This window comes from Novosphingobium sp. BL-A-28-Hi1-0D (genome assembly GCF_055521755.1).
This window is the reverse complement of record NZ_CM145502.1, coordinates 200,938-221,272: the sequence shown is the minus strand read 5'-3', so window position 1 is coordinate 221,272 and position 20,335 is coordinate 200,938. Positions and strand designations below refer to the sequence as shown.

General features: G+C 64.7%; 20 protein-coding genes. 8 read left to right on the top strand and 12 right to left on the bottom strand.

Going from position 1 to position 20,335, the window contains the following annotated elements; translation table 11 throughout:
- Position 1: 1 nt before the first annotated feature.
- The gene (locus ACZ1JW_RS01055) at positions 2-1,297 is read right to left on the bottom strand and encodes a ferredoxin:protochlorophyllide reductase (ATP-dependent) subunit N (protein WP_465125261.1); all 1,296 of its coding nucleotides are present in this window, start codon (positions 1,295-1,297) and stop codon (positions 2-4) included.
- Positions 1,294-1,833: a 2-vinyl bacteriochlorophyllide hydratase gene (gene bchF / locus ACZ1JW_RS01050; protein ID WP_465125262.1), complete on the bottom strand. Its 540-nt coding sequence runs from the start codon at positions 1,831-1,833 to the stop codon at positions 1,294-1,296. Before bchF ends, ACZ1JW_RS01055 begins: the two co-directional genes overlap by 4 nt.
- A 319-nt stretch (positions 1,834-2,152) precedes the next feature.
- Here bchF and ACZ1JW_RS01045 point away from each other — a divergent pair, with 319 nt between their 5' ends.
- Genes ACZ1JW_RS01045 through ACZ1JW_RS01015 form a run of 7 tightly spaced genes read left to right on the top strand, consistent with a single transcriptional unit; the run spans position 2,153 to position 8,625 of the window.
- Complete coding sequence (locus tag ACZ1JW_RS01045) at positions 2,153-2,974, top strand: cobalamin B12-binding domain-containing protein (protein ID WP_465125263.1); 822 nt, start codon at positions 2,153-2,155, stop codon at positions 2,972-2,974.
- A 12-nt stretch (positions 2,975-2,986) separates the two neighbouring features.
- The gene (gene ppsR / locus ACZ1JW_RS01040; protein WP_465141646.1) at positions 2,987-4,408 is read left to right on the top strand and encodes a transcriptional regulator PpsR; all 1,422 of its coding nucleotides are present in this window, start codon (positions 2,987-2,989) and stop codon (positions 4,406-4,408) included.
- A 49-nt stretch (positions 4,409-4,457) separates the two neighbouring features.
- The gene (gene chlG / locus ACZ1JW_RS01035) at positions 4,458-5,360 is read left to right on the top strand and encodes a chlorophyll synthase ChlG (RefSeq protein ID WP_465125265.1); all 903 of its coding nucleotides are present in this window, start codon (positions 4,458-4,460) and stop codon (positions 5,358-5,360) included.
- On the top strand, positions 5,360-6,673 hold the full coding sequence (locus ACZ1JW_RS01030) for a BCD family MFS transporter (protein WP_465141645.1): 1,314 nt from the start codon (positions 5,360-5,362) through the stop codon (positions 6,671-6,673). Before chlG ends, ACZ1JW_RS01030 begins: the two co-directional genes overlap by 1 nt.
- Positions 6,670-7,881, top strand: coding sequence for a geranylgeranyl diphosphate reductase (locus ACZ1JW_RS01025; protein WP_465141644.1), 1,212 nt, complete (start codon positions 6,670-6,672; stop codon positions 7,879-7,881). Before ACZ1JW_RS01030 ends, ACZ1JW_RS01025 begins: the two co-directional genes overlap by 4 nt.
- Positions 7,878-8,360, top strand: a complete 483-nt coding sequence (locus ACZ1JW_RS01020; RefSeq protein ID WP_465141643.1) for a TspO/MBR family protein — start codon at positions 7,878-7,880, stop codon at positions 8,358-8,360. The genes ACZ1JW_RS01025 and ACZ1JW_RS01020 overlap by 4 nt, the downstream gene beginning before the upstream one ends.
- 13 nt (positions 8,361-8,373) lie before the next feature.
- Complete coding sequence (locus tag ACZ1JW_RS01015) at positions 8,374-8,625, top strand: hypothetical protein (RefSeq protein WP_465141642.1); 252 nt, start codon at positions 8,374-8,376, stop codon at positions 8,623-8,625.
- Between the two features lie 159 nt (positions 8,626-8,784).
- On the opposite strand, the gene pufC is transcribed toward ACZ1JW_RS01015, so the two are convergent.
- The 10 genes from pufC to ACZ1JW_RS00965 form a co-directional block, all read right to left on the bottom strand.
- Entirely contained in the window at positions 8,785-9,879 is a 1,095-nt protein-coding gene (gene pufC, locus ACZ1JW_RS01010; protein ID WP_465141641.1) for a photosynthetic reaction center cytochrome PufC, read from the bottom strand.
- Positions 9,876-10,850 carry a photosynthetic reaction center subunit M gene (gene pufM, locus ACZ1JW_RS01005; protein ID WP_465125271.1) on the bottom strand — a complete coding sequence of 325 codons (975 nt, stop codon included), beginning with the start codon at positions 10,848-10,850 and terminating at the stop codon, positions 9,876-9,878. The genes pufC and pufM overlap by 4 nt, the downstream gene beginning before the upstream one ends.
- A 14-nt stretch (positions 10,851-10,864) precedes the next feature.
- Positions 10,865-11,689, bottom strand: a complete 825-nt coding sequence (gene pufL / locus ACZ1JW_RS01000) for a photosynthetic reaction center subunit L (RefSeq protein ID WP_144901812.1) — start codon at positions 11,687-11,689, stop codon at positions 10,865-10,867.
- A gap of 135 nt (positions 11,690-11,824) precedes the next feature.
- Entirely contained in the window at positions 11,825-12,010 is a 186-nt protein-coding gene (pufA, locus tag ACZ1JW_RS00995) for a light-harvesting antenna LH1, alpha subunit (RefSeq protein ID WP_144901811.1), read from the bottom strand.
- 67 nt (positions 12,011-12,077) lie between these two features.
- On the bottom strand, positions 12,078-12,233 hold the full coding sequence (gene pufB / locus ACZ1JW_RS00990) for a light-harvesting antenna LH1, beta subunit (protein ID WP_144901809.1): 156 nt from the start codon (positions 12,231-12,233) through the stop codon (positions 12,078-12,080).
- 159 nt (positions 12,234-12,392) lie between these two features.
- Positions 12,393-13,838 carry a chlorophyllide a reductase subunit Z gene (gene bchZ / locus ACZ1JW_RS00985; protein WP_465125272.1) on the bottom strand — a complete coding sequence of 482 codons (1,446 nt, stop codon included), beginning with the start codon at positions 13,836-13,838 and terminating at the stop codon, positions 12,393-12,395.
- 64 nt (positions 13,839-13,902) lie between these two features.
- Complete coding sequence (bchY, locus tag ACZ1JW_RS00980) at positions 13,903-15,444, bottom strand: chlorophyllide a reductase subunit Y (RefSeq protein ID WP_465141640.1); 1,542 nt, start codon at positions 15,442-15,444, stop codon at positions 13,903-13,905.
- Positions 15,445-15,462: 18 nt separating this feature from the next.
- On the bottom strand, positions 15,463-16,452 hold the full coding sequence (locus tag ACZ1JW_RS00975) for a chlorophyllide a reductase iron protein subunit X (RefSeq protein WP_465141639.1): 990 nt from the start codon (positions 16,450-16,452) through the stop codon (positions 15,463-15,465).
- Entirely contained in the window at positions 16,449-17,429 is a 981-nt protein-coding gene (gene bchC / locus ACZ1JW_RS00970; RefSeq protein WP_465125275.1) for a chlorophyll synthesis pathway protein BchC, read from the bottom strand. The genes ACZ1JW_RS00975 and bchC overlap by 4 nt, the downstream gene beginning before the upstream one ends.
- A 118-nt stretch (positions 17,430-17,547) precedes the next feature.
- Positions 17,548-18,675 (bottom strand): methyltransferase, encoded by a 1,128-nt coding sequence (locus tag ACZ1JW_RS00965; protein ID WP_465141638.1) that lies wholly within the window; start codon positions 18,673-18,675, stop codon positions 17,548-17,550.
- 81 nt (positions 18,676-18,756) lie between these two features.
- On the opposite strand from ACZ1JW_RS00965, the gene crtD reads away from it, so the two are divergent.
- A complete protein-coding gene (gene crtD / locus ACZ1JW_RS00960; protein WP_465141637.1) occupies positions 18,757-20,316 on the top strand; it encodes a 1-hydroxycarotenoid 3,4-desaturase CrtD in 1,560 nt (519 codons plus the stop codon).
- Positions 20,317-20,335: the final 19 nt, after the last annotated feature.

Genomic DNA, 20,335 nt, shown 5'->3' with positions numbered 1-20,335 from the left:
CCTATACCCTCAAAATGTCGCGACGGCGAAGCGGCCGCGCGAAGAGCTCGGCGAGGTCACCCGCCTGCTCGAAGCCGTGGATCGGCGAAAAGACGAGTTCGATCGCCCACTTGGTCGAAAGCCCTTCGGCCTCCAGCGGATTGGCAAGGCCAAGACCGCAGACGGTCAGGTCCGGCCGGTCGGCGCGCACGCGATCAAGCTGCAGGTCAACGTCCTGCCCTTCGCTCAGCCGAGTGCCTTCCGGCAGCAGCGCCAGTTCGCGGGCGTTGAGTTCGCGGTTGAGGTAGGGCGTGCCCACTTCCACCGGCACCATGCCAAGTTCGGTTGCAAGGAAGCGTGCCAGCGGCAGTTCCAGCTGCGAATCCGGCAGGAAGGTGATGCGCTTGCCTTCCAACCGCTCACGGCAGTGGGCAATCGCACGCTTGGCCCGCTCGCGCCCCGGCGCGACCACGCGGTTGAAGTGCATCCGGTCAACGCCAAAGGCCTCGGCAGCAGAGCGCAGCCAGTCGGTCGTGCCTTCCGCGCCGAACGGGAATAATGCGTCAAGCCGCTTGGCCCCGCGCCGCTGCAGCGCGCCGGTCGTCTCGGTCAGGAACGGCTGGGCCAGCAGAAACACCGTGTTCGGCCCCACCTTGGGCAGATCGGCCATGCGCTTTGCCGGCAGGAAATCGACCGTGGCGATGCCAAGTTCGGTGAACAGGCGGCGGAACTGGTCTTCAACGATGTCGGGCAGGGCGCCGATCACCAGCAGGTTCGGTGCGTCAGCAGCAGTTGCCGCGGGCATTTCCGGAACCAGCGAGGTGAGGCACGCGTCCTCCCCCTCGGTAAAGGTCGTCTCGATTCCGCTGCCCGAATAGTTGAGGATGCGGGTGCGCCCGCCAAACTTCACGTCGAGCCGCTGCGCCGCCTTGCCGAGGTCCAGCTTGATCACTTCCGAAGGGCACGAGCCCACGAGGAACAGCGTGCGGATTTCCGGGCGGCGGACCAGCAGGCGGTCGACGATGCGGTCGAGCTCGTCCTGGCAATCGGCCATCCCGGCAAGATCGCGCTCTTCGATGATCGCGGTGGCAAAGCGGGGCTCGGCAAAGATCATTACGCCGGCAGCCGACTGCAGCAGGTGCGCGCAGGTCCGCGATCCGACGACGAGGAAGAACGCGTCCTGCATCTTGCGATGCAGCCAGATGATCCCGGTCAGCCCGCAGAACACCTCTCGCTGGCCGCGCTGGCGCAGCACTTCGGGCTGGCTGGTCGTGGCGCAGCCGCTGCTCGGCGCGACAAGCGTGCTGTCTGCGCTCATGCCGAGGCTCCCTGAAAAGGCGCGGAACGCTCGGCCTCGAGCCGCGCGGCGCGCAGCTTGAGCAGGAACTGTCCAGCATTGATGACATAAGCGGCATAGCCTGCGAGCGCGATTTCCATGCGCTGGGCAAAGCTGCCGAACTGGCCGAGCAGCATCACCATGTACGTGGCGTGCAGCGCGATCACCAGCATCGAGAACACGTCTTCCCAGAAGAACGCGCGGGCAAAGAGCCACTTTCCGAACACGACCTTTTCCCAGATCGATCCGGTGATCATGATCGCAAACAGCGTGAGTGTCTTGGCGACCACCGAGACGTCCGCCGCAAAGGCGCCTTCGCCCGTAGCAAGGCTGCGCAGCACGAGTCCGAGGCTGATCAGGAAGACGAGGAACTGGAAAGGGGCAAGCAGGCCTTGGACCAGCGTCCAGCGAGTCGCATCGCGGCGGGCACGCTCTTCAGGAGTGTATAGCGCAGGGCGCGCGGGCCGCCTGCCGATCCCGTGATCGGCGGCTCCGGTCCTGATTGCTTCCCCTGACATCCCGCCCGTTCACCTTTTCGTGGAGATTGGAGACTACGCTTCACCGGAGAAGTGTCAACCTATCTTGACGACAAATAAAAATGACAGATGAGGATTTGTCAGCAACGGTTTACAGGCGTAGGATGCCGTTTCCGGACAGAGTCGGAAGAACAAGCGACAGCCCGGGGGTGATATCTCTCACCCACCCAGACCGGAGGGGTCTGTTATGGCGACGCTATATGGTACGGGGTCTACGAAGCGGGCTGCGAGCAGTGTCCGCCCGAAGCGGGCCCGCAATCTGAGACCGGGCGGGGGTCCGAATGATCCCCAGCATTACGAGATGGCCAGCGCGAATGTGCGGCCGACACCTCCCGGTCCGGTCAACAGCCTGATCGAAGAACAGATCATCCCCCGCCTGCTGCTGGCCCACTCCTCGGGCGTCGGCCGGGCACGGCCCACCGGAACGCTGTCGGTCGATCCCGCAGAAGCCGCGCGCTTCGCCTCGCTCCCCCTCGATCTCGATGCCGACGAACTTCTCGAAGTGGTCGAATCCTTCATCGAACGCGGCGTTTCGATCGAATCGATCTTCGTCGACCTGCTTGCCCCGTCCGCCCGCCGTCTCGGCCAGCACTGGGAAGAGGACGAGTGCGATTTCCTCGATGTCACGATGGGTCTCTGGCGCCTTCAGGAAGTGATGCGCCAGGTCGCGCTGCATTATCCGTCGGACCACTTTGACGGGAACATTTCCCGCTCCGCCTTGTTTTCGCCCATGCCCGGAGACGGTCACGCCCTTGGCACCTTGATGATCGAGGAAGTGTTCGCAAGGGCAGGCTGGCAGACGGAAGCTTTGATTGAGCCCAAGCGTAAGGAATTGCTGCAGATTATCGCAGAAAGACACTTCGATGTCATAGGCTTGACCGTCAGTTGCGATTGCACTAACGGAAATCTGAGTGACCTAATTTGCGCCATCCGCAGCGTTTCGAGAGCGCCTAAGGTTCAGATCTTTATCGGTGGACGAATGGTCAATGCCAATCCGGGACTTGTTGACGAAGTGGGCGCCGATGGCACCGCTCCCGACGCGCGCTCGGCCGTCGTCCTCGCCGAAAAGCTTGTGTCCAGGCAACTCATCGGGTCGGCCGGTTTCGATCTTCGGCTCGGCTAACCGGCCCGGTTGATGCCAGCTCGCAACAACAGCATTGAGGGCAAGTTGCCCTTCGGCAGTGCCGAGAGCCATTTTGAAAGGCTTGATGCCGATGCCGCGGCGAAGCTCGCCATGGTTGCCGGCGATATCGCACTGATCATCGACGAACATGGCAAGATCATCGACCTTACCGCCAATCCGCGCGAATTTCCCGATGCGCGGCAGTGGCTCGGCAAGGACTGGCTCGACACAGTCTCGATCGAGAGCCGACCCAAGGTCATGGAAATGCTGGCCAATGCGCGCAAGGGCGTGACGCAGCACTGGCGTCAGGTCAATCAGGTCACCAGCGAAGGCGACGTACCGGTCCGCTTTGTCGTCGTGAAGCTGGGGCAGGGTAGTGGCAGCATAGCCCTGGGCCGCGACATGCGCGATGCAGCAGCGCTCCAGCAGCGGGTGCTTCAGGCCCAGCAGTCGCTCGAACGCGATTACCTGCGCCTGCGCCAGCTCGAGGCCCGCTACCGCATGCTGTTCGACCAGTCGGTTGAACCCGTGCTGATCGTCGATGCCGAAACCTTCCGCATCCGCGAGGCCAATCGCGCCGCGCACCAGCTGTTCCATGCCCGCAACGGCATGCTTCAGGGCGGCAAGCTCACCGCGCTGTTCGGCCGCCCCGCGCGCGAACACCTGATTGCCTTCCTCGGCTCGGCACTGGTCTCTCCCGGCATCATGCCGATCGAGGCCGAGCCGATTGACGGGTGTGAGCCGGTCATGCTTTCTGCCAGCGGCTTCCGCGAACGCGGCGGCCAGTTTCTGCTGGTCAGGCTCGCCGGTGCAAGCGGCGTTGCCGAACACAATTCGGGCGCCACGCTTCGGGTGATCGAATCAATGCCCGATGCCTTCGTGCTGACCGATTCGCGCATGATCATCCAGTCGGCAAACCCGGCCTTTGTCGAGCTCGTCTCGGCCGCCAGCGTCGATCAGTTGCGCGGTCGTCCGCTTGGCGATTTCGTCGGACGTCCTGGCATTGACCTCGACCTTATCGACGGCCAGCTTGCCAAGCATGATATTGCCCGCAATGTCAGCACCGTAGTCGGCGCGCGCGATGGCTTCGATGGCGAACCGGTCGAACTCTCCGCCGTCCGCACCAGCGACGAACAGCCCTCCTACGGCTTCGTGATTCGCCCCATCGGTCGCCGTCTGCGCGATCTCCCGGCAACGACCGATGCCCCGCGCTCGGTCGAACAGCTCACCGAACTCGTCGGCCGCATGTCGCTGCGCGATATCGTGCGCGAATCCACCGACCTGATCGAGCGTCTGTGCATCGAAGCCGCGCTCGAATACACCTCGAACAACCGCGCTTCGGCCGCGGAAATCCTCGGCCTCAGCCGACAGAGCCTCTATTCCAAGCTGCACCGCTATGGCCTTGGAAATATGGCTGACAATCTTGACGCTTAGAGTGTCAAATTGATTTGACGCTTATGCCGCTTGGGCATAGTGTCATGCCATGGCGCGATCGGCAGTCTCGACTACGATATCGCCGCCTCCGGCGGCTCGCGATGTCTTGGAACTTCTCAAACCGATAACTTGGTTTCCGCCGATGTGGGCGCTGATGTGCGGCGTCGTCTCGTCCGGCGTTGCGCCGCTCAGCCGCTGGACCTTCCTGCTGGCAGGCATCGCGCTGACGGGGCCTCTCGTCTGCGGCACCAGCCAGGCGGTGAACGACTGGTTCGATCGTCACGTCGATGCGATCAATGAGCCGGGCCGCCCTATTCCCTCTGGGAGAATCGCCGGGCGCTGGGGTCTGGCCATTGCGATCATCTGGACGATTCTCTCGCTTGTCGTAGCAGCGCTCAGCGGAAAGTGGGTGCTGATTGCCACCGTCGTCGGCTTGGCCTGTGCATGGGCCTACAGCGCCCCGCCGTTCCGCCTCAAGACCAGCGGCTGGGTCGGCCCCGCTGTCGTTGCGCTGACTTATGAAGGGTTGAGCTGGTTCACCGGCGCCGCCGTCATGGCCGGCGCGCTCCCTTCGGTCAAAGTCATCGCCGTCCTCGCGCTCTACAGCTTCGGGGCACATGGCATCATGACTCTCAACGATTTCAAGGCCGTGGAGGGAGACCGGGCAACCGGCTTGCGCTCGCTCCCAGTCGTTCTGGGCGAAAGGCCCGCCGCCATTCTGGCGAGCGTGGTCATGGCCGCACCGCAGGCGGTGGTCGTCGCCCTGATGCTGTCGTGGGGACACCTGATTTCAGGCGCAGCCGTTTCGGTGCTGCTGCTGGCGCAACTCTGCCTGATGCCGAAGCTCGTCTCGGCCCCGGCGAAGAATGCGCCCTGGTACAACGCCACCGGCGTCTCGCTCTACGTGCTCGGCATGCTCGCAGCAGCGCTCGGGCTTGGAGGTTACATTTGATGAACGGCAGGTTTGGCTGGTGGTCGATTGTGCGGCTCGGTGCGGTGCAGGCCTCGATCGGGGCAATGGTCATGGTCGCGACCTCGCTGCTCAACCGGTTGATGGTGCTGGAATATGGCCTTGCCGCCGGAATCCCCGCTGGCCTCGTTGCCTGGCACTACATGGTCCAACTCACACGCCCGCTCTGGGGCCATGGTTCGGACCTTGGCCGCCGCCGCACGCCATTCGTGATTGGCGGCATGGCGATCCTTGGTGCAGGCACGATGCTCGCGGTTCAGGCCACGACCATGCTCGATGATTCCCGCACGCTCGGCATCGTCCTTGCCGTTGTGGCCTTCAGTCTGATCGGCGCCGGCGTCGGCGCGGCGGGCACGTCGATGCTCGCCATCCTTGCAACCGGCGTCGCCCCTGAAAAGCGCGCTGCGGCAGCCGCAACCACATGGATCATGATGGTTTTCGGCATCGTCATTTCCGCAGGCACCGCCGGAGCCCTGCTCGATCCCTATTCGGAACAGCGCCTGCTCATGGTTGCAGGCGGCGTGATCGCTGCGGCCATCACGGTCACCTGCCTTGCCATGCTCGGTCTGGAGTCGAAAGCTGCAGCCGCGCTTGCGCCTGAAACCCGCGAGCCGCCTGCCTCCCTGCGCGAAGCCATTGCCGAGATCCTCGGCGACCCGCAGTCGCGCCGCTTCACCCTGTTCATCTTCGTCTCGATGCTGGCCTACTCAATGCAGGACCTCATCCTCGAACCCTTCGCAGGCCTCGTCTTCCAGATGTCGCCCGGCCAGTCGACCAGCCTGTCCGGCGTCCAGCACGGCGGCGTTCTGATCGGCATGATCGTCACCGGGCTTGGCGGCAGCGCCTTTGCCGGGCGCATGCCGATCGAGCTGCGCGTCTGGACCATGCTCGGCTGCATCGGTTCGGCGCTTGCGCTTACGGGCCTCGCGCTTGCCGCCAGGGCAGGTCCGGGCTGGCCGATTGCCGCCAACATCGCCGCGCTGGGCTTCTTCAACGGTGCCTTCGCCGTCTCGGCCATCGGCTCGATGATGGGGCTGGCAGGCGCGGGCAAACGCACCCGCGAAGGTGTGCGTATGGGCGTTTGGGGCACGGCGCAGGCCATCGCTTTCGGACTTGGCGGACTTACCGGCGCTCTCGGCGTCGATCTGGCGCGCAGTGCCACCGGACAAGTTACCGAGGCATTCCAACTGATATTCGCACTCGAGGCGAGCCTGTTCATGGTCTCGGCGGTCCTCGCAATGCGCGTGACGAACCGGCGATCCGCAGCCGCCAGATTCAGGGCAGCAGGCATATGAACGGCCAAGAGGGAACGGGAACCGACTTTGACGTGGTGGTGATCGGCGGCGGGCCTTCGGGCGCAACCGCCGCTTGGGATCTGGCGCGCATGGGCCGCAAGGTCCTGCTGCTTGACCGGGCAGGGCGGATCAAGCCCTGCGGCGGTGCCGTCCCGCCACGCCTGCTCGAAGAGTTCGAGGTTCCCCAATCGCTCCTCGTCGCCCGTGCCCGCTCGGCCCGCATGGTCGCCCCGTCCAATCGCGCGGTCGACATGCCGGTGGGCGAGATCGGCTACGTCGGCATGGTGGACCGCGATCATTTCGACGAATGGCTCCGCGCCCGCGCCGCCAGCGCCGGGGCCGAACGCCGCACCGGCACCTATGAATCCGTCGAACGCGACGGCCTGCCCGGCGCGGTCGTCTGCTATCGCGAATCCCGCGGTGGCGAGGTGCAAAAGGTTCGCACCCGGCTGGTCATCGGCGCGGATGGTGCCCGCTCGGGCGTTGCGCGCGAGAACATCCCCGGTGCCGAGCGCAACCCTTGCGTCTTCGCCTACCACGAAGTCGTCCGCTCGCCGCAAAGCACGCCCCAAGGCTTCGACGCCACCCGCTGCGATGTGCTCTACCAGGGCAAGCTCTCGCCCGATTTCTACGCCTGGGTCTTCCCCCATGGCGAAACCTCCAGCATCGGCGTCGGCAGTGCCAACAAGGGCTTCTCCCTGCGCGGTTCGGTCAAGCAGATGCGCGAGGAGCTGGGCCTCGAAGGCTGCGATACGCTGCGCCGCGAAGGTGCACCAATCCCGCTCAAGCCCTTGAAGCACTGGGACAATGGTCGCGACGTGCTGGTCGCAGGCGATGCCGCGGGCGTCGTCGCCCCGGCATCGGGCGAGGGCATCTATTACGCAATGGTCTGCGGCCGCATCGCCGCCCAAACCGCCGATGCCTACATCGCCACCGGCAATCCCGTTGTGCTCAAGCAGGCGCGCAAAGCCTTCCTGCGCGAGCATGGCCGGGTGTTCTGGATTCTCGGGATCATGCAGTACTTCTGGTACTCGAGCGACAAGAGGCGCGAGCGTTTCGTCGATATGTGTGCCGACAAGGACGTCCAGCAGCTGACCTGGCAGGCCTACATGAACAAGAAGTTGGTCCGCGCCAATCCGATGGCGCACGTGCGAATATTCCTCAAGGATTGCGCGCACTTGCTCGGCCTGAGGCCCGCTGCGGGATGAGCCGCGCGGCCTTTGTCCCCATCGGGATCGCCTCGCTCGCCGCGTTCGCCACAGCGATGGTCGGCGGGACGATCACCGATCTCGGACCGTGGTACGATTCGCTGATCAAGCCGGATTTCACACCGCCGCGCCCGGTCTTCCCGATTGCCTGGACCACGATCTTCGCGCTCTGCGCCATCGCCGGAGTCGCGGCCTGGCGTGCGGCGAAGGATTCGCGCACCTCGGATACGGTGATCGGCCTCTTCGCGCTGAACGGCTTCCTCAACATTATGTGGAGCCTGCTCTTTTTCCGGATGCAGCGGCCCGACTGGGCGTTCTGGGAACTGTGCATGCTGTGGGTCTCGATCGCGGTCCTGATCGCCTACTGCGGCCGCCTCTCGCGCGTTTCGGCGGCGCTGCTCCTGCCCTACATCGCGTGGGTCACGGTTGCGGGCGCGCTCAACTGGGAAGTCGTCCGCCTCAACGCACCGTTCGGCTGAGGGCTGAAGGCCGATGGAAGCGCTGTTCTCCTCCGGTCACGCCGCCGACATCGTGCTCGCCGCCCTCGCACTCGAAGCGCTATGGCTCTGGCGGCGCGGTTGGAAAGTTGGAGAACTCCTCACGATGCTGCTGCCTGCAGCGCTGATCGTTGTAGGACTTCGCGCGGCGCTGACCGGGGCTGCTTGGCCATGGATCTCGGCGCCGATCGCGCTCTCGTTCCCGGTCCATCTGGCCGATGTGATGCGGCGCGTGAAGGCCCGCTGAAGACACCCGTTTGCATGGGCTTCGTTCAGGAGAGTCACCCCTCTGCCTCCGAGAGTTGCCCCAGAGTCCCCATAGAGTCCCTATAGAGTTGGAAAACAAAAAAGGGGCCGCCGGGCATATGCCGGGCGGCCCCCTCAGGTCCCACATTTCTGCGGGGGATCAGTGTGTTGCGGTTGTCACCGCGCCCGCCACAGGTGCAGCAGGCTCAGCCGGAGCCGCAGCAGCAGCCGGAGCAGCCGCAGGCATCGCGACGGGCGAACCCCACAGCGCCGGGTAGTCCTTGGCCATCTTGTACCCGCCCATGGGCTTGCTCTTGCCCTGATGGCAGGTGGCGCAGCTCACCTTGAACGGATCGCCCATCGGCCCCTTGCGGTGGGCAGGGAAGACGTCCTTCAAGCCGCTGATATATTGTCCGTTTATATCCCGAACCATGCGCAGCCCGTACCACGCCGTGGCGCGCTTGGGCGTGCTGATGTTCCACGGCTTGAACGCCTGGGCGTTGTGGCAGAACGTGCAGTTCACGCCCAACGACGTCGAGATGTGGTTCATAAGTGCATATTGCGGCTCGGTTTCCTTGACCGTCAGCTTGTTCGCCGCCGTCGGGTGCATACCGTCCGATACGACGCGGATCGACTTGTCGGTCTTGGGGTCGCCGGTGAGGTACAAGGCCAGCGAGGCATTGGGCAGCGACGAGTAGGCAGAGGCCGGAAGTGGCTGATTTTGCCCGTGAAGGTTGCCGATGATGCCGTTCTTGCCCGGTTCCGGCAGCGCCCAGTAGTTGGCCGGGATCGCATTGCCGCGGTGACAGGTCCAGCAGGTGACCCCCGTCGTCGCGACGTGCTTCGTCCAGTTCTGGTTGATGTTGCGCGTCATCTGCAACATCTTGCGCGCGGCGACCTTGGTATAGATCTCGTCCGAGGCCATGTTTTCCGGATTATGGCAGTAATTACAGCCTTTTTCCGGTGCTACCCAGGCGGTGATCGCGGCCATGGTATAGGTGAACTGCTCTTCCGAGACGTCCCCCAGCACCTGGACGTTCTGATAGACTTCCCTGGCGCGCGGGCCTTCTGTCGAGGGGCTGTCATAGGGCGGGGCGGGGACATCGTCCTTGGCCATGGCCACCTTCTTCAAGGTGACCTGGTCCATTCCCGTGCCCCGGTGACCGTACTGCACCGATTGCTTGGGCGCGAGTTCGCAACCCGTCAGCGTCAGCGCAGCACTCGCCAGTGCGGCGATTGCGATTGTCCTTTTCATTGACCCGCACTCCCCAGCGTTGCGGGATCGATGACCCCGGTATCGGGATACATCGGGGCGTAGCCGTGCTGCTGTGCCCAGAGGTACCAGTTGTCGACCACGGTGCCGGTCAGCAGGATGCCGATGCCGCCGGTCAGCGTCGTCAGAACCGCGAACCACCATGCCCAGCGATGGATCGATTCCATCGTGGCGTTGAAGCCCATGGTCCACCGCCAGAACAGCGCTGCGCGTTCCGAAGCCGTGCCGCGATCGGTGATCTGCTCGATCTCGCGCTCACCGCCATAGCGGCCGACAGCCAGAATGGTCGCACCATGCATCGCGAATAGCAGGGTCGAGCCATAGAGGAACGCGATCGAGAAGGCGTGGAACGGATTGTAGAACAGGTTGCCGTAGCGGATCGAGAAGGCGGCGGTCCAATCGAGGTGCGGGAAGATGCCGAACGGCACGCTTTCTGCCCACGAACCCATGAAGAACGGGCGGATGAAGCCGAGTACGAGGTAAAGCCAGATCGCCGAGGCAAAGGCCCATGCCACGTGCGTTCCCATGCCGAGGGCGCGGGCGCGGGTGTATGTGCGGATCCACCACAGGATGATCGATGTGGTCAGGAAGAAGCCTGCAAGGATCCACCAGCCACCCTTGGCCAGCGGCACGAAAGGCGTGAAGCCATACTCCGGTCCCGGCGGTTCAAGGCTGAGCCAGGGCAGCATCCGCACGAACTGGATCGGGTTCCAGTTGACCGAGGCGAGCATGTTGAGCCCGATGATCTCGATCGCGAAGAAGCCGAAGATCAGCGCGAATACGCCGGTCCAGCCCAGATAGACCGGGCCGATCTGCGCATGGCCGATCATGCCCATGAGGTGGTTGAAGGAACCCTTGCCGATCCGCGGCTCGCTGCCGGGAGGAAGGTCGATCCCTGCTTCGGGGTGCCCACGAAGCTGGACCTGGGTGAAAATGTTCTGATAGGTCGCCATCGCTCAGTGCTCCTTCACGACCAGATCGGCAGGTTGAGCCACCAGGTCCACCATTCGGGCCAGCCCTTGGTCCACAGGGGCCCGCTGATCACGATGCACACCGCGCTCCAGAAACCGGCGTTCATCGCCAGCAGCAGGCCGACGCGGTGAATGCCGAGCGTGCCGACCGAATAGCCGATGAGATCGCGGAAGAAGGTGTCTTCGTACTCGGGCGACTTCACTTCGCCGCCGGCTGGCGGGTTCACGGCCGAGAGGACCAGAGCGCCGTGCAGCGCCAGGGCCAGAGCCGTGGTGAAGAAGAACGAGACCGCGAGCATGTGTGCCGGATTGTAGTGGAAGTGCAGGTACTGGTATCCCGTGTTGGAAACCCAATCGAGGTGACTGAATATTCCGTAAGGGAAGCCGAAGTGCCATCCGCCCAGAAGGACGGGGCGGATCACCACCAGCGTGAAGTAGGCGAAGATCGCCATGCTGAACGCGGCAGGGACATGGTAGCCCATGCCAAGCTTGCGGCAGATCTCGACTTCACGAAGCGCCCAGCTGCTGAACGAGACGAGCGCGCAGACCGTGATGATCTGCCAGAACCCGCCCTGGGCCAGCGGTGCAAGACCGAGGCCGTACTTGAGATCGGGCGGCTCGATCGAGATCAGCCACGGGTTCCACGTCGGCCCTTGCGAGGCCGCGTAGAAAATGAGGGCGGTGCCCAGTGACGCGAAGATCGCGGTCACCACACCGAAGAAACCGACGTAGAACGGACCCACCCAGAAATCGAACAGGTCGCCGCCGATCAACGTGCCACCGCGAACGCGGTATTTTCGTTCGAAACTAAGGAGTGCCATGGTTCTACCCCTCCCCGCCGCGGCGCGACGGGCTTGATTGTTCCCACCCCGCCTTTGCCGACGGGATCAGTTGTTGGCTCATGCAGCCACCGGAGGCGGCGACGGGAGCGCCGCCGCCTCTCGCACAGGCTGTAATCAGGACGCCGGCGGCGCCGCTGCTGCTGCCTGTGCCATGCCTTGGGCCGAATTCGGGCCGTCGAGCCAGTTGAAGGTATCGGTGCTGAGCAGGATGAAGTGAATCACCAGTGCGAGCACGAAAAGGAACGCGAACAGTGCAACGAGTGCCCTGCGCGGATCGAAAATGAGCCAAATCCTCCACATGGTCTTAGTCCTTGTGCAAGTTAATCAGAGGTTCCACCCACCGGACGTCGGTTGGTGGAGAGGTGTGTCAGAGCCAGGGCTTCCACATCCAGACGAGGACGTGTGCGACCACTGCGACGGCGGTGAAGCCGACGAAGCTGCTCACGAACAGTTTGTGGAATTCCTTTGCTTCCTCAGGCGTGAGGTAGGTCCTCAGCCCGAAGCGATCGTCTTGATCACTCATTGCCCAATCTCCAGTCGTTGTTGGTGTGCGAGAGGCGGAAGACCTCTTTCGGTATCCACGCAGGGAGACCTGCGGGGATGGGGGAGCGCGGCGACCGGAGATCGGTTACCGAGCAATTGGTTGCGCCTGCCGAAGCGGCGGAAAGGTGAGGGCTGCGCGTCATGCGACCTGCGCCTCGAGCATCGCGTCGGCCAGCCTGTCGGCATTGACGCGGGATTCGCCGTGGGCGCGCGCGGCACGCTCTGCGGCATCGCGCAGGCGCTTGGCGGCGGAGATGCGCACCAGCACCGGCTGTGCCTCGACGATCTGGTCGAGCCGGGTCTTGGCATCCTCGTCCCACGGCAGTTCGCGATGGTCGCGCGCGGGCGTGGCCTCGACCTGATCGAGCTGGGTCGATAGCGGGATGATGTTGAACAGCGCGTCGAACAGCGCGTTGCACACTTCCTGGACGAGGTAGGTCGCCCCGGAATAGCCCATGAACGGCGTGCCGATATGGCGGCGGATTGCAGCGCCGGGGAAGCTGGCCGGAATGTAGATCGACCGGCCGCCCTTTTCGGCGTTGTACATGCGCTCGTTGTAGCTGCCGAACAGAACCAGCGGCGGCGTTGCGTGGATTGCGGCGCGCACGTCCTCGTTCTTCGGCTTTACCCCGGCACAGCGCGAGAAGGCGAAGGTGCAGGGCAGACCCATGTCGTCTTCCAGAAACTTGCGGATGCCGCGTGCGTATGTCTCGTTCGCGACGATGCCGAAGCTGGCGGTGGCGAAGAAATCCTGCGTGACCGAGCGCCACAGATCCCACAGCGGCTTGATCGTGGTGTGCTTCTCGCGCTCGATGAATGGCTCGGGATCGAGCCCGAGCTGCGCGGCGAGGGCGCGGAGGAACTTCGTCGTGCTGTCGAGCCCGATGGGCGCCTGAAAATAGGGGCGCTCCATCAGTTCGCACAGATTGCGCCCGAATTCGCGGTACATGCAGACGTTGGCCTGCGCATCGGCAAGCTTGCGCACGTCGGCCAGGTGGCTGCCCAGCGGGAAGGCCATGTTGACCTCGGCACCGATGCCTTCGATCAGGCGGCGGATCTCGTGGAGGTCGCTCGCCATGTTGAACATGCCGTAGGAAGGCCCGAGGATGTTGACCTTGGGCTTCTCGCCGTCCTTGACGGGCTTGACCGCGGGCACCGTCTTCGGGCCGAATTCCGACCATAGCCAGCTCAGTGCGCGGTCGGCGCTCTGCCACTGGTCCTCGTCGATGGTGCGCGGCAGGAAGCGCTTGATGTTCGTACCCTGCGGGGTGACGCCGCCCCCGATCATCTCGGAAATCGAACCGGTGACGACCACGGCTGGAAGTTCGGGATCGAGCGTCTTCCACGCCCGCTTCATCGCGGCTTCGGTGCCGGTCTTGCCCAGCTCTTCCTCGCCAAGGCCGGTGACGACGATGGGCAGTTCGTGCGGGGGAAGGCCGTCGGTATAGTGCAGGACCGAGGTGACCGGCAGGTTCTCGCAACCCACTGGCCCGTCGATGATCACCTGCAGACCCTTGATCGCGGTGAAGACATAGACCGCGCCCCAGTAGCCGCCGGCCCTGTCGTGATCGAGAACCAAGGTCATGCCTCGCCTCCCGCAAAACGAGAGATCACGACAAATTGTCGAGCGCCGTGATCGAGCACCAATGTCATGAGCCCACCGCCTCTGCCGCCTTGCGCGCGGCTTCGTTGAGGGCGGCGTATTTCTTCTTGAACAGGGGGCGGTCCTGCGGGGTTTCTTCCCACACGCCTGCGTTGGGGCCGGTGCCGACGCCTTCGAAGAACGCGCTCATCTTGTCGAACCGTGCCTTGTTGCCCATCGCCGCGTTGACGACCTGGGCAAGGCTGCCTGCCCCTGCCACGCCCATGAGCGGGCGGGCTGAAATGAGGTTGGTGAAGTAGAGCGCCGGGATGGCGCGCTGCTTGGCATGCTGGACCACCGGCGTGGTGCCGATGGCGAGATCGGGATGGAATTCCTCGACCGCAGCGATGTCCTGTTCGAGACTGGCGCGGAAATTCACGCGGACGCCGCGCGCTTCGAGCCATTCGCGATCGGGATCGGACCAGCGGGTGCGCGGGCAGGCGCTGCCGACATAGGGCACGTCCGCGCCGCTCTCGATCAGCAGGCGGGCGACCAGCAGTTCGGAGCCTTCATAGCCCGAGACGGTGATGCGTCCCTTGATCGGGTTGGCGGCAAGCGCGGCCCGGATCATCGGCACGAAGCGGTCCTTGGCGATGTCGACCTGTGCCTGGCTCACGTTGCAGGCAGCACCAATGGCATCGAGCCATGCGGCAGTGCCTTCCGCGCCGACCGGGGCCGAGCCGACGACCTTGCGCCCGGCATGCTCGAATTCACGGACACTGGCGGTGTAGAACGGGTGGATTGCGGCGACCACGGCGCAATCGAGCGCGGCGTAGAGCTCACGCCACTCGCGGGTGGGGACCACCGGCCCTGCGGCAAGGCCCAATGGCTCGAGCATCATGCCGATGCCGACGGGGTCTGCCGGGAACATTTCGCCCAGCAGGGTGACGGTGGGCTTGTCAGAACGGACGGCAGGGGCGGCGACCGGGCCTTGGGCCACTTCCTCGCGCGCGTAGGCGAGCATGGCGCCTGCCAGAACGTCCTTTGCCTCGGCATGGGTCGGGATGCCGAAGCCCGGCACGTCGATGCCGATGATGCGCACGCCGTTGATCTGCTTCTTCAGCAACCTGAGCGGCACGCCGCTGGCAGTGGGCACGCACAGGTTGGTGACGACGATAGCGTCGTAGTTCGCCGGATCGGCCAGGCCTTCGACGGCTTCCTTGATATCCTCGAACAGCTTGCCGGTGACGAGCGTTTCCGAGTTGAACGGCACGTAGCCGACCGTGCGGCGCGCGCCGTAGAAGTGCGAGGTGAAGGTCAGGCCATAGACGCAGCAGGCCGAGCCCGAGAGCACGGTGGCGGTGCGGCGCATCCGGAGCCCTACGCGCAGCGAGCCGAACGCGGGGCACATGCTCTGCGGCTGGTCATGCGGGCCGACCGGGTAGTCTGCTGCATAGCGTTCGAGCAGTTCGGAGCCTTGCGCCTTGTTGGTCGCCTCGCGCAGAGTTTCCGCGCCGGCGTGGCAGCCGCCGCCTTCGACCGGCGGATCGAGATCGATCCGGTCGGGCTGGCGCGAGAAGTCGCCGATGTCAGGGGCAAGATCGCTCATGCGGCGCGCCCCATGCGGTCAGACTTCGTCATAGACGACCTCCAGCGAAGGCCGCGTTTCGAATGATCCGCCGCGCATGTCAGCCTGTGTCGCCGGGACAAGTTCTACGTTGCCGCCAGTGTCTTCGGGGGAGAAGAGGCCGAGCAGTCCATCCTGGTCGAGGGGCTTGGGCTGCCGCGGCGGGGCCGACGCAACATTGGCGGCAAGCTCTGCGAAGAGACTGCCCCATTGCCCGTCGGGCCTGCCGATAATCTGGTAATTCGCGGATTTGCGGCGGATGTCCTCGTCCGCCGGGATGGCGCAGAGGACCGGAATGTCGACCGCTTCAGCAAAGGCCTTGGCCTCGCCAGTGCCATCGTCCTTGTTGACGATCATGCCGGCCACGCCGACGTTGCCGCCCATCTTGCGGAAGTATTCCACCGCCTTGCAGACGTTGTTGGCGACATAGAGCGACTGCAAGTCGTTCGAGCCGACGACGATGACCTTCTGGCACATGTCGCGCGCGATCGGCAGGCCGAAGCCGCCGCAGACCACGTCGCCGAGGAAGTCGAGCAGGACGTAGTCGAAGCCCCAGTCATGGAAGCCGAGCTTTTCGAGCAGTTCGAAGCCGTGAATGATCCCGCGCCCACCACAGCCGCGACCGACTTCGGGGCCGCCGAGTTCCATTGCGAACACGCCGTCGCGCTGGAAGCAGACGTCCTCGATCCGCACTTCCTCTCCGGCAAGCTTCTTGGCCGAGGAGGTCTCGATGATCGTGGGGCAAGCCTTGCCGGCGAAGAGCAGGCTGGTGGTATCGGACTTGGGATCACAGCCGATCAGCAGCACGCGCTTGCCCTGCTGGGCCATCATGTAGCTGAGGTTGGACAGCGCGAAGCTCTTGCCCGATCCGCCCTTGCCGTAGATCGCGATGATCTGCGTTTCCTTCTTCACCTCGCCGGTGTGGGGGGCGTCGGGCTCGATCGCGGCTTCATCGCGCAGGGCGGCGGCATGTGTATCCAGCATCGTCATGCGCAATCGCTCCAGTCGAGGACCATCTTGAGGCAGTCGGGATCGAGGAAGGCTTCCGGATAGGCATCCGGGGCTTCTTCGGCCGGGCGCTGGTGCGAGACCAGTCCGGTGAGATCGAGCGCGCCGCTGTCGATCAGGGCGCGGGTAGTGGCGAGGTCGTCAGGCCCCCATTCGGCGGCAACGCGGAACCGGGCCTCGGCACGGAAGGCGGGGGCGAAGGCGAAGCTGGGGCGATTGGCGTAGAAGCCTGCCAGGACGATCTCGCCGCCACGGCGCAGGCGCGGGACGAGCAGGTCGAGGCAATCGGCATCGCCACTGGCGTCGTAGATGTTGGCGTAATCGCGGCGGTCATCGTCCTTGGGAGCAATGACGCTGTAGCCTTGCGCGCCGGTGCGGCGGGCGGGCTTGTTGTCCCAGACGACGGGCGGCGGCGCTCCTGCGGCAATGGTCATGCGCGCCATCAGGCGTCCGAGCGTTCCGTGCCCGACGATCAGATCGGGCGGTTCGCCACCGTTCATCGCGTGGAGCGCGGTGGCGGCAAGCGCAAACAGCACGCCATCCCGACCCAGCGACTCGGAAACCGGAAGGGCGCGAGCCGAGGGGACTATGACCCGGCGGGCCGTGCCGCCGAACAGGCCGCGCGCATCGCGGTAGCATGTTGCGCCGGGCACGAAGACCCAGTCTCCGATGCGTTCAGAGGCTTCGTCACCGGCATCGATGATCCGGCCGAGCGATTCATATCCCGGCACGAGCGGGTAGCCCATGCCCGGGAAGTTCGGCATCTCGCCGCTCCAGAGAAGCTTTTCGGTTCCGGCGCTTACGCCGCTCCACTGGACTTCTATGAGGACGTCGGAAGGGGCGAGGTGTCCTTGCGCGGGATCAGCTGCGGCGCTGCCGGAGGCCTGTCCTGGCGTCAGCGCAAGGCTGCGAAGCGCGATGCGCCTCGGTGCCTCCAGTATGACCGCCAGCGACTCCATGCCGGTCTTCCCCTCTCTCGGCTCTTGGCCGTGCCGCAGTGCCCGGATGGGACTGTCTGGCATGGTTCACCATACGCTAACGCCAAAGAGTGTCAAACAGATTGGACGGTCAAATCTGTCAATATGAACAGACAATGACGCTGGCGATGACTGGCATTGCAGTGCGACGCGATTGTGAACGGGTGAATCCTGCCTCGCGCGCCATGGCGGCGTACTCGCTCGCAGTGCGGGGCCGGCCCGAGTTCATCGCCCAGAGATACAAGCCGAAATAGGCATCGCCCATCGCTTTGGCGCCACGCACGCCAGCCATCGGTTCGGCGATCACCAGGCGTCCGCCGGGCGGTAGCGCCTCGCGCGCTGATCGCAGGATATGCATGCAGCGATCATCGTCGTGATCGTGGAGAATTCGTACGAGAGTCATGCAATCGTACCCTTCCGGGAAGGGTGTTGCGAAAAAATCGCCGGGATGGAGTGCGACTCGGGCGGGAAGCGATGCCGCGCCTGCCAGCACTGGCGGCAGATCGAGGATGCCGAGCTCGAGCGAAGGACAGGCCGGTGCCAACGCCTTGATGAAGGCGCCATGGCCGCCGCCCAAATCGAGCAGTCGCCGGTGGCGGTCGAAAGGGTAGGCGGCCATCGTCTCGCGCGCGACCATCTCCTGAGAGGTGGCCATGAGGCGCGAATAGCGGGTTGCAGTTTCTCCTTCTGCCTCCGTGGCATAGTGCCAGAAGGTCGAGAGCGCGGTCGGTTCCGAGCGATCCTTGCGGAGCAGTGCCATGGGGTCGGCAAGGTCTGCGTAGAGCAAGCTGTGGTGACGCACCATGGCCAACGCCCCGGCATTGGACTGCAGCGCTGCGCCCTGTTGCCCGAGCATCCAGCACCCCGGCGCAACCTCTTCGGCCAGGTCCAGCGCAGCGGCCGCACGTGCGAGTCGCGTCGCAGCATCGCGGCTGAGGCCGGTCGATCGTGCGACTTCGTCGGCATCGCACGGGCCCATCGCCAGCAGGTCCAGCAGGCCCGTCTGGACCGCCCCCATCAGCACTTGCGAGTAGCAGAAGCCGGCCACCAGATCGAAGGCGCGGGCTGCTCGATGGCGGGAAACGGCAGCGAAAACAGGCAGGCGCGCTGCCCACTCCTGAAAGGTACGACTGCCAAGCACGCGGTTGCGCCACATCGTCCAGCGCCGCCGCCATTCGGGCGGACTGCTGGCGGGCACCGCTTCAGGAAGGGGCAATACGTCGAGCATATGTCCAATTTGTTGGACAATTATCATGTAAAGGTCAATTGTGTTCACAGACGGAGAACGTCTTCGGAAGAGGAGCATGCCTTGGCATCGCGAGTCGCGATCATCGGCGCAGGCATCGGTGGCCTCGCAGCGGCAGCGCTGCTGGCCGCGCGCGGGCTCGACGTCACCGTTGTCGAGAAGGCCTCGCACCCCGGCGGGAAGGCGCGGCAACTGATCGTCGACGGGGCTTCGGTCGATGCCGGGCCGACCGTGTTCACCTTGCGCGATGTGTTCGAGGACCTGTTCCGCGAATGCGGCGCGGAATTCACAGACTTCGTCGACATTCGCCAGGCCGACACGATTGCGAGCCACGCCTGGGCAGCAGGGGGCAAGCTCGACCTCTATGCCGACCCGCAGCGCAGTGAGGAGGCAATCGGCCAGTTTGCCGGAGCCGCAGCCGCCAAGGGCTACCGCACTTTCCGCGCCGAGGCCGCGCGCATTCACCGGATCATCGACCGGCCGATGATGCGCGGCAGCAAGGTTTCATGGCCGCTGCCGCTGATGTGGCGTATCGGGCTGTGGCGTATGGGCGACCTGCTTGCGATCCGCCCTTATGAATCGATGTGGAAGGTGCTGGGCGAACACTTCGCAGATCAGCGGCTGCGACAGCTCTTCGCCCGCTACTCCACCTATTGCGGCTCATCCCCGTTCGAGACACCGGCTACCTTGATGCTCGTCGCCCATGTCGAGGCACAGGGCGTGTGGCTGATCGACGGCGGGATGAGCGCACTGGCCGGAGCCCTGATGCGGCTGGCGCAGATGCATGGTGCAAGGTTCCGCTTCGGCACCGGCGCAGCGCTGATCGAGACCGCGCAGGGCCGCGCATCGGGCCTGATCCTGAGCACCGGCGAGAGGATTGCCGCCGACGCGGTCATCGCCAACGCCGATCCCTCCGCGCTGGCCGCCGGTCGCTTCGGACCTTTGGGCGCGATGGCGGTGAGCGCGCATGCCCCGCGCAAGCGCTCGCTCTCGGCCATGGTCTGGCTCGCCCATGCGCGCACGTCGGGTTTTCCGCTCAAGCGCCACAACGTGTTCTTCTCTCCCGATTATGCGCGGGAGTTTGCCGATATCCGCAGCGGCGCGCCGCCTGCCGATCCCAGCGTCTACGTCTGCGCGCAGGATCGCGAGGGCGGAGCGCAAGTGCAGCCCGGCACGCGCGAGCGGCTTCAGATCATCGTCAATGCCCCCGCCAACGGCGACAGCCACGACTATACCGAGAAGGAGAAGGCGCAATGCACTCTGGCCATGAGGCGCAGCCTGCAGCGGTGTGGACTGGAACTGGAGGAGGACTTCCCCCACACGCTTCTGACGCCGAACGCCTTCGAGAGCTTTTTGCCCTCGACCGGGGGAGCGATCTATGGTCGGGCCTCGCACGGCTGGGCGGCGTCCTTCCTCCGGCAGGGCACGCGGACCCGGATCCCTGGGCTCTATTGCGCGGGTGGAAGTACCCATCCGGGGGCCGGAGTCCCGATGGCCGCCTTGTCCGGGCGGCTGGCGATGGATGCAGTGCTGCAAGACCTCGCTTCGATGCGGCGATCCCACCCGGTGGCTACGGCTGGTGGTATGTCGATGCGATCAGCGAGTGCGGACGCCATGGGCTGACGATCATCGCTTTCATCGG

Coding starts and splice junctions, on each gene's coding strand:
- ACZ1JW_RS01015 (WP_465141642.1), top strand. CDS start 8,374: ATGGAAGCGCTGTTCTCCTCCGGTCACGCCGCCGACATCGTGCTCGCC.
- ACZ1JW_RS00965 (WP_465141638.1), bottom strand. CDS start 18,675: ATGCTCGACGTATTGCCCCTTCCTGAAGCGGTGCCCGCCAGCAGTCCG.
- chlG (WP_465125265.1), top strand. CDS start 4,458: ATGGCGCGATCGGCAGTCTCGACTACGATATCGCCGCCTCCGGCGGCT.
- bchF (WP_465125262.1), bottom strand. CDS start 1,833: ATGTCAGGGGAAGCAATCAGGACCGGAGCCGCCGATCACGGGATCGGC.
- ACZ1JW_RS01030 (WP_465141645.1), top strand. CDS start 5,360: ATGAACGGCAGGTTTGGCTGGTGGTCGATTGTGCGGCTCGGTGCGGTG.
- ACZ1JW_RS01025 (WP_465141644.1), top strand. CDS start 6,670: ATGAACGGCCAAGAGGGAACGGGAACCGACTTTGACGTGGTGGTGATC.
- pufM (WP_465125271.1), bottom strand. CDS start 10,850: ATGGCGACCTATCAGAACATTTTCACCCAGGTCCAGCTTCGTGGGCAC.
- pufL (WP_144901812.1), bottom strand. CDS start 11,689: ATGGCACTCCTTAGTTTCGAACGAAAATACCGCGTTCGCGGTGGCACG.
- bchZ (WP_465125272.1), bottom strand. CDS start 13,838: ATGACCTTGGTTCTCGATCACGACAGGGCCGGCGGCTACTGGGGCGCG.
- ACZ1JW_RS01045 (WP_465125263.1), top strand. CDS start 2,153: ATGGCCAGCGCGAATGTGCGGCCGACACCTCCCGGTCCGGTCAACAGC.
- ACZ1JW_RS01020 (WP_465141643.1), top strand. CDS start 7,878: ATGAGCCGCGCGGCCTTTGTCCCCATCGGGATCGCCTCGCTCGCCGCG.
- pufA (WP_144901811.1), bottom strand. CDS start 12,010: ATGTGGAGGATTTGGCTCATTTTCGATCCGCGCAGGGCACTCGTTGCA.
- ACZ1JW_RS00975 (WP_465141639.1), bottom strand. CDS start 16,452: ATGACGATGCTGGATACACATGCCGCCGCCCTGCGCGATGAAGCCGCG.
- bchC (WP_465125275.1), bottom strand. CDS start 17,429: ATGGAGTCGCTGGCGGTCATACTGGAGGCACCGAGGCGCATCGCGCTT.
- ACZ1JW_RS01055 (WP_465125261.1), bottom strand. CDS start 1,297: ATGAGCGCAGACAGCACGCTTGTCGCGCCGAGCAGCGGCTGCGCCACG.
- pufC (WP_465141641.1), bottom strand. CDS start 9,879: ATGAAAAGGACAATCGCAATCGCCGCACTGGCGAGTGCTGCGCTGACG.
- pufB (WP_144901809.1), bottom strand. CDS start 12,233: ATGAGTGATCAAGACGATCGCTTCGGGCTGAGGACCTACCTCACGCCT.
- ppsR (WP_465141646.1), top strand. CDS start 2,987: ATGCCAGCTCGCAACAACAGCATTGAGGGCAAGTTGCCCTTCGGCAGT.
- bchY (WP_465141640.1), bottom strand. CDS start 15,444: ATGAGCGATCTTGCCCCTGACATCGGCGACTTCTCGCGCCAGCCCGAC.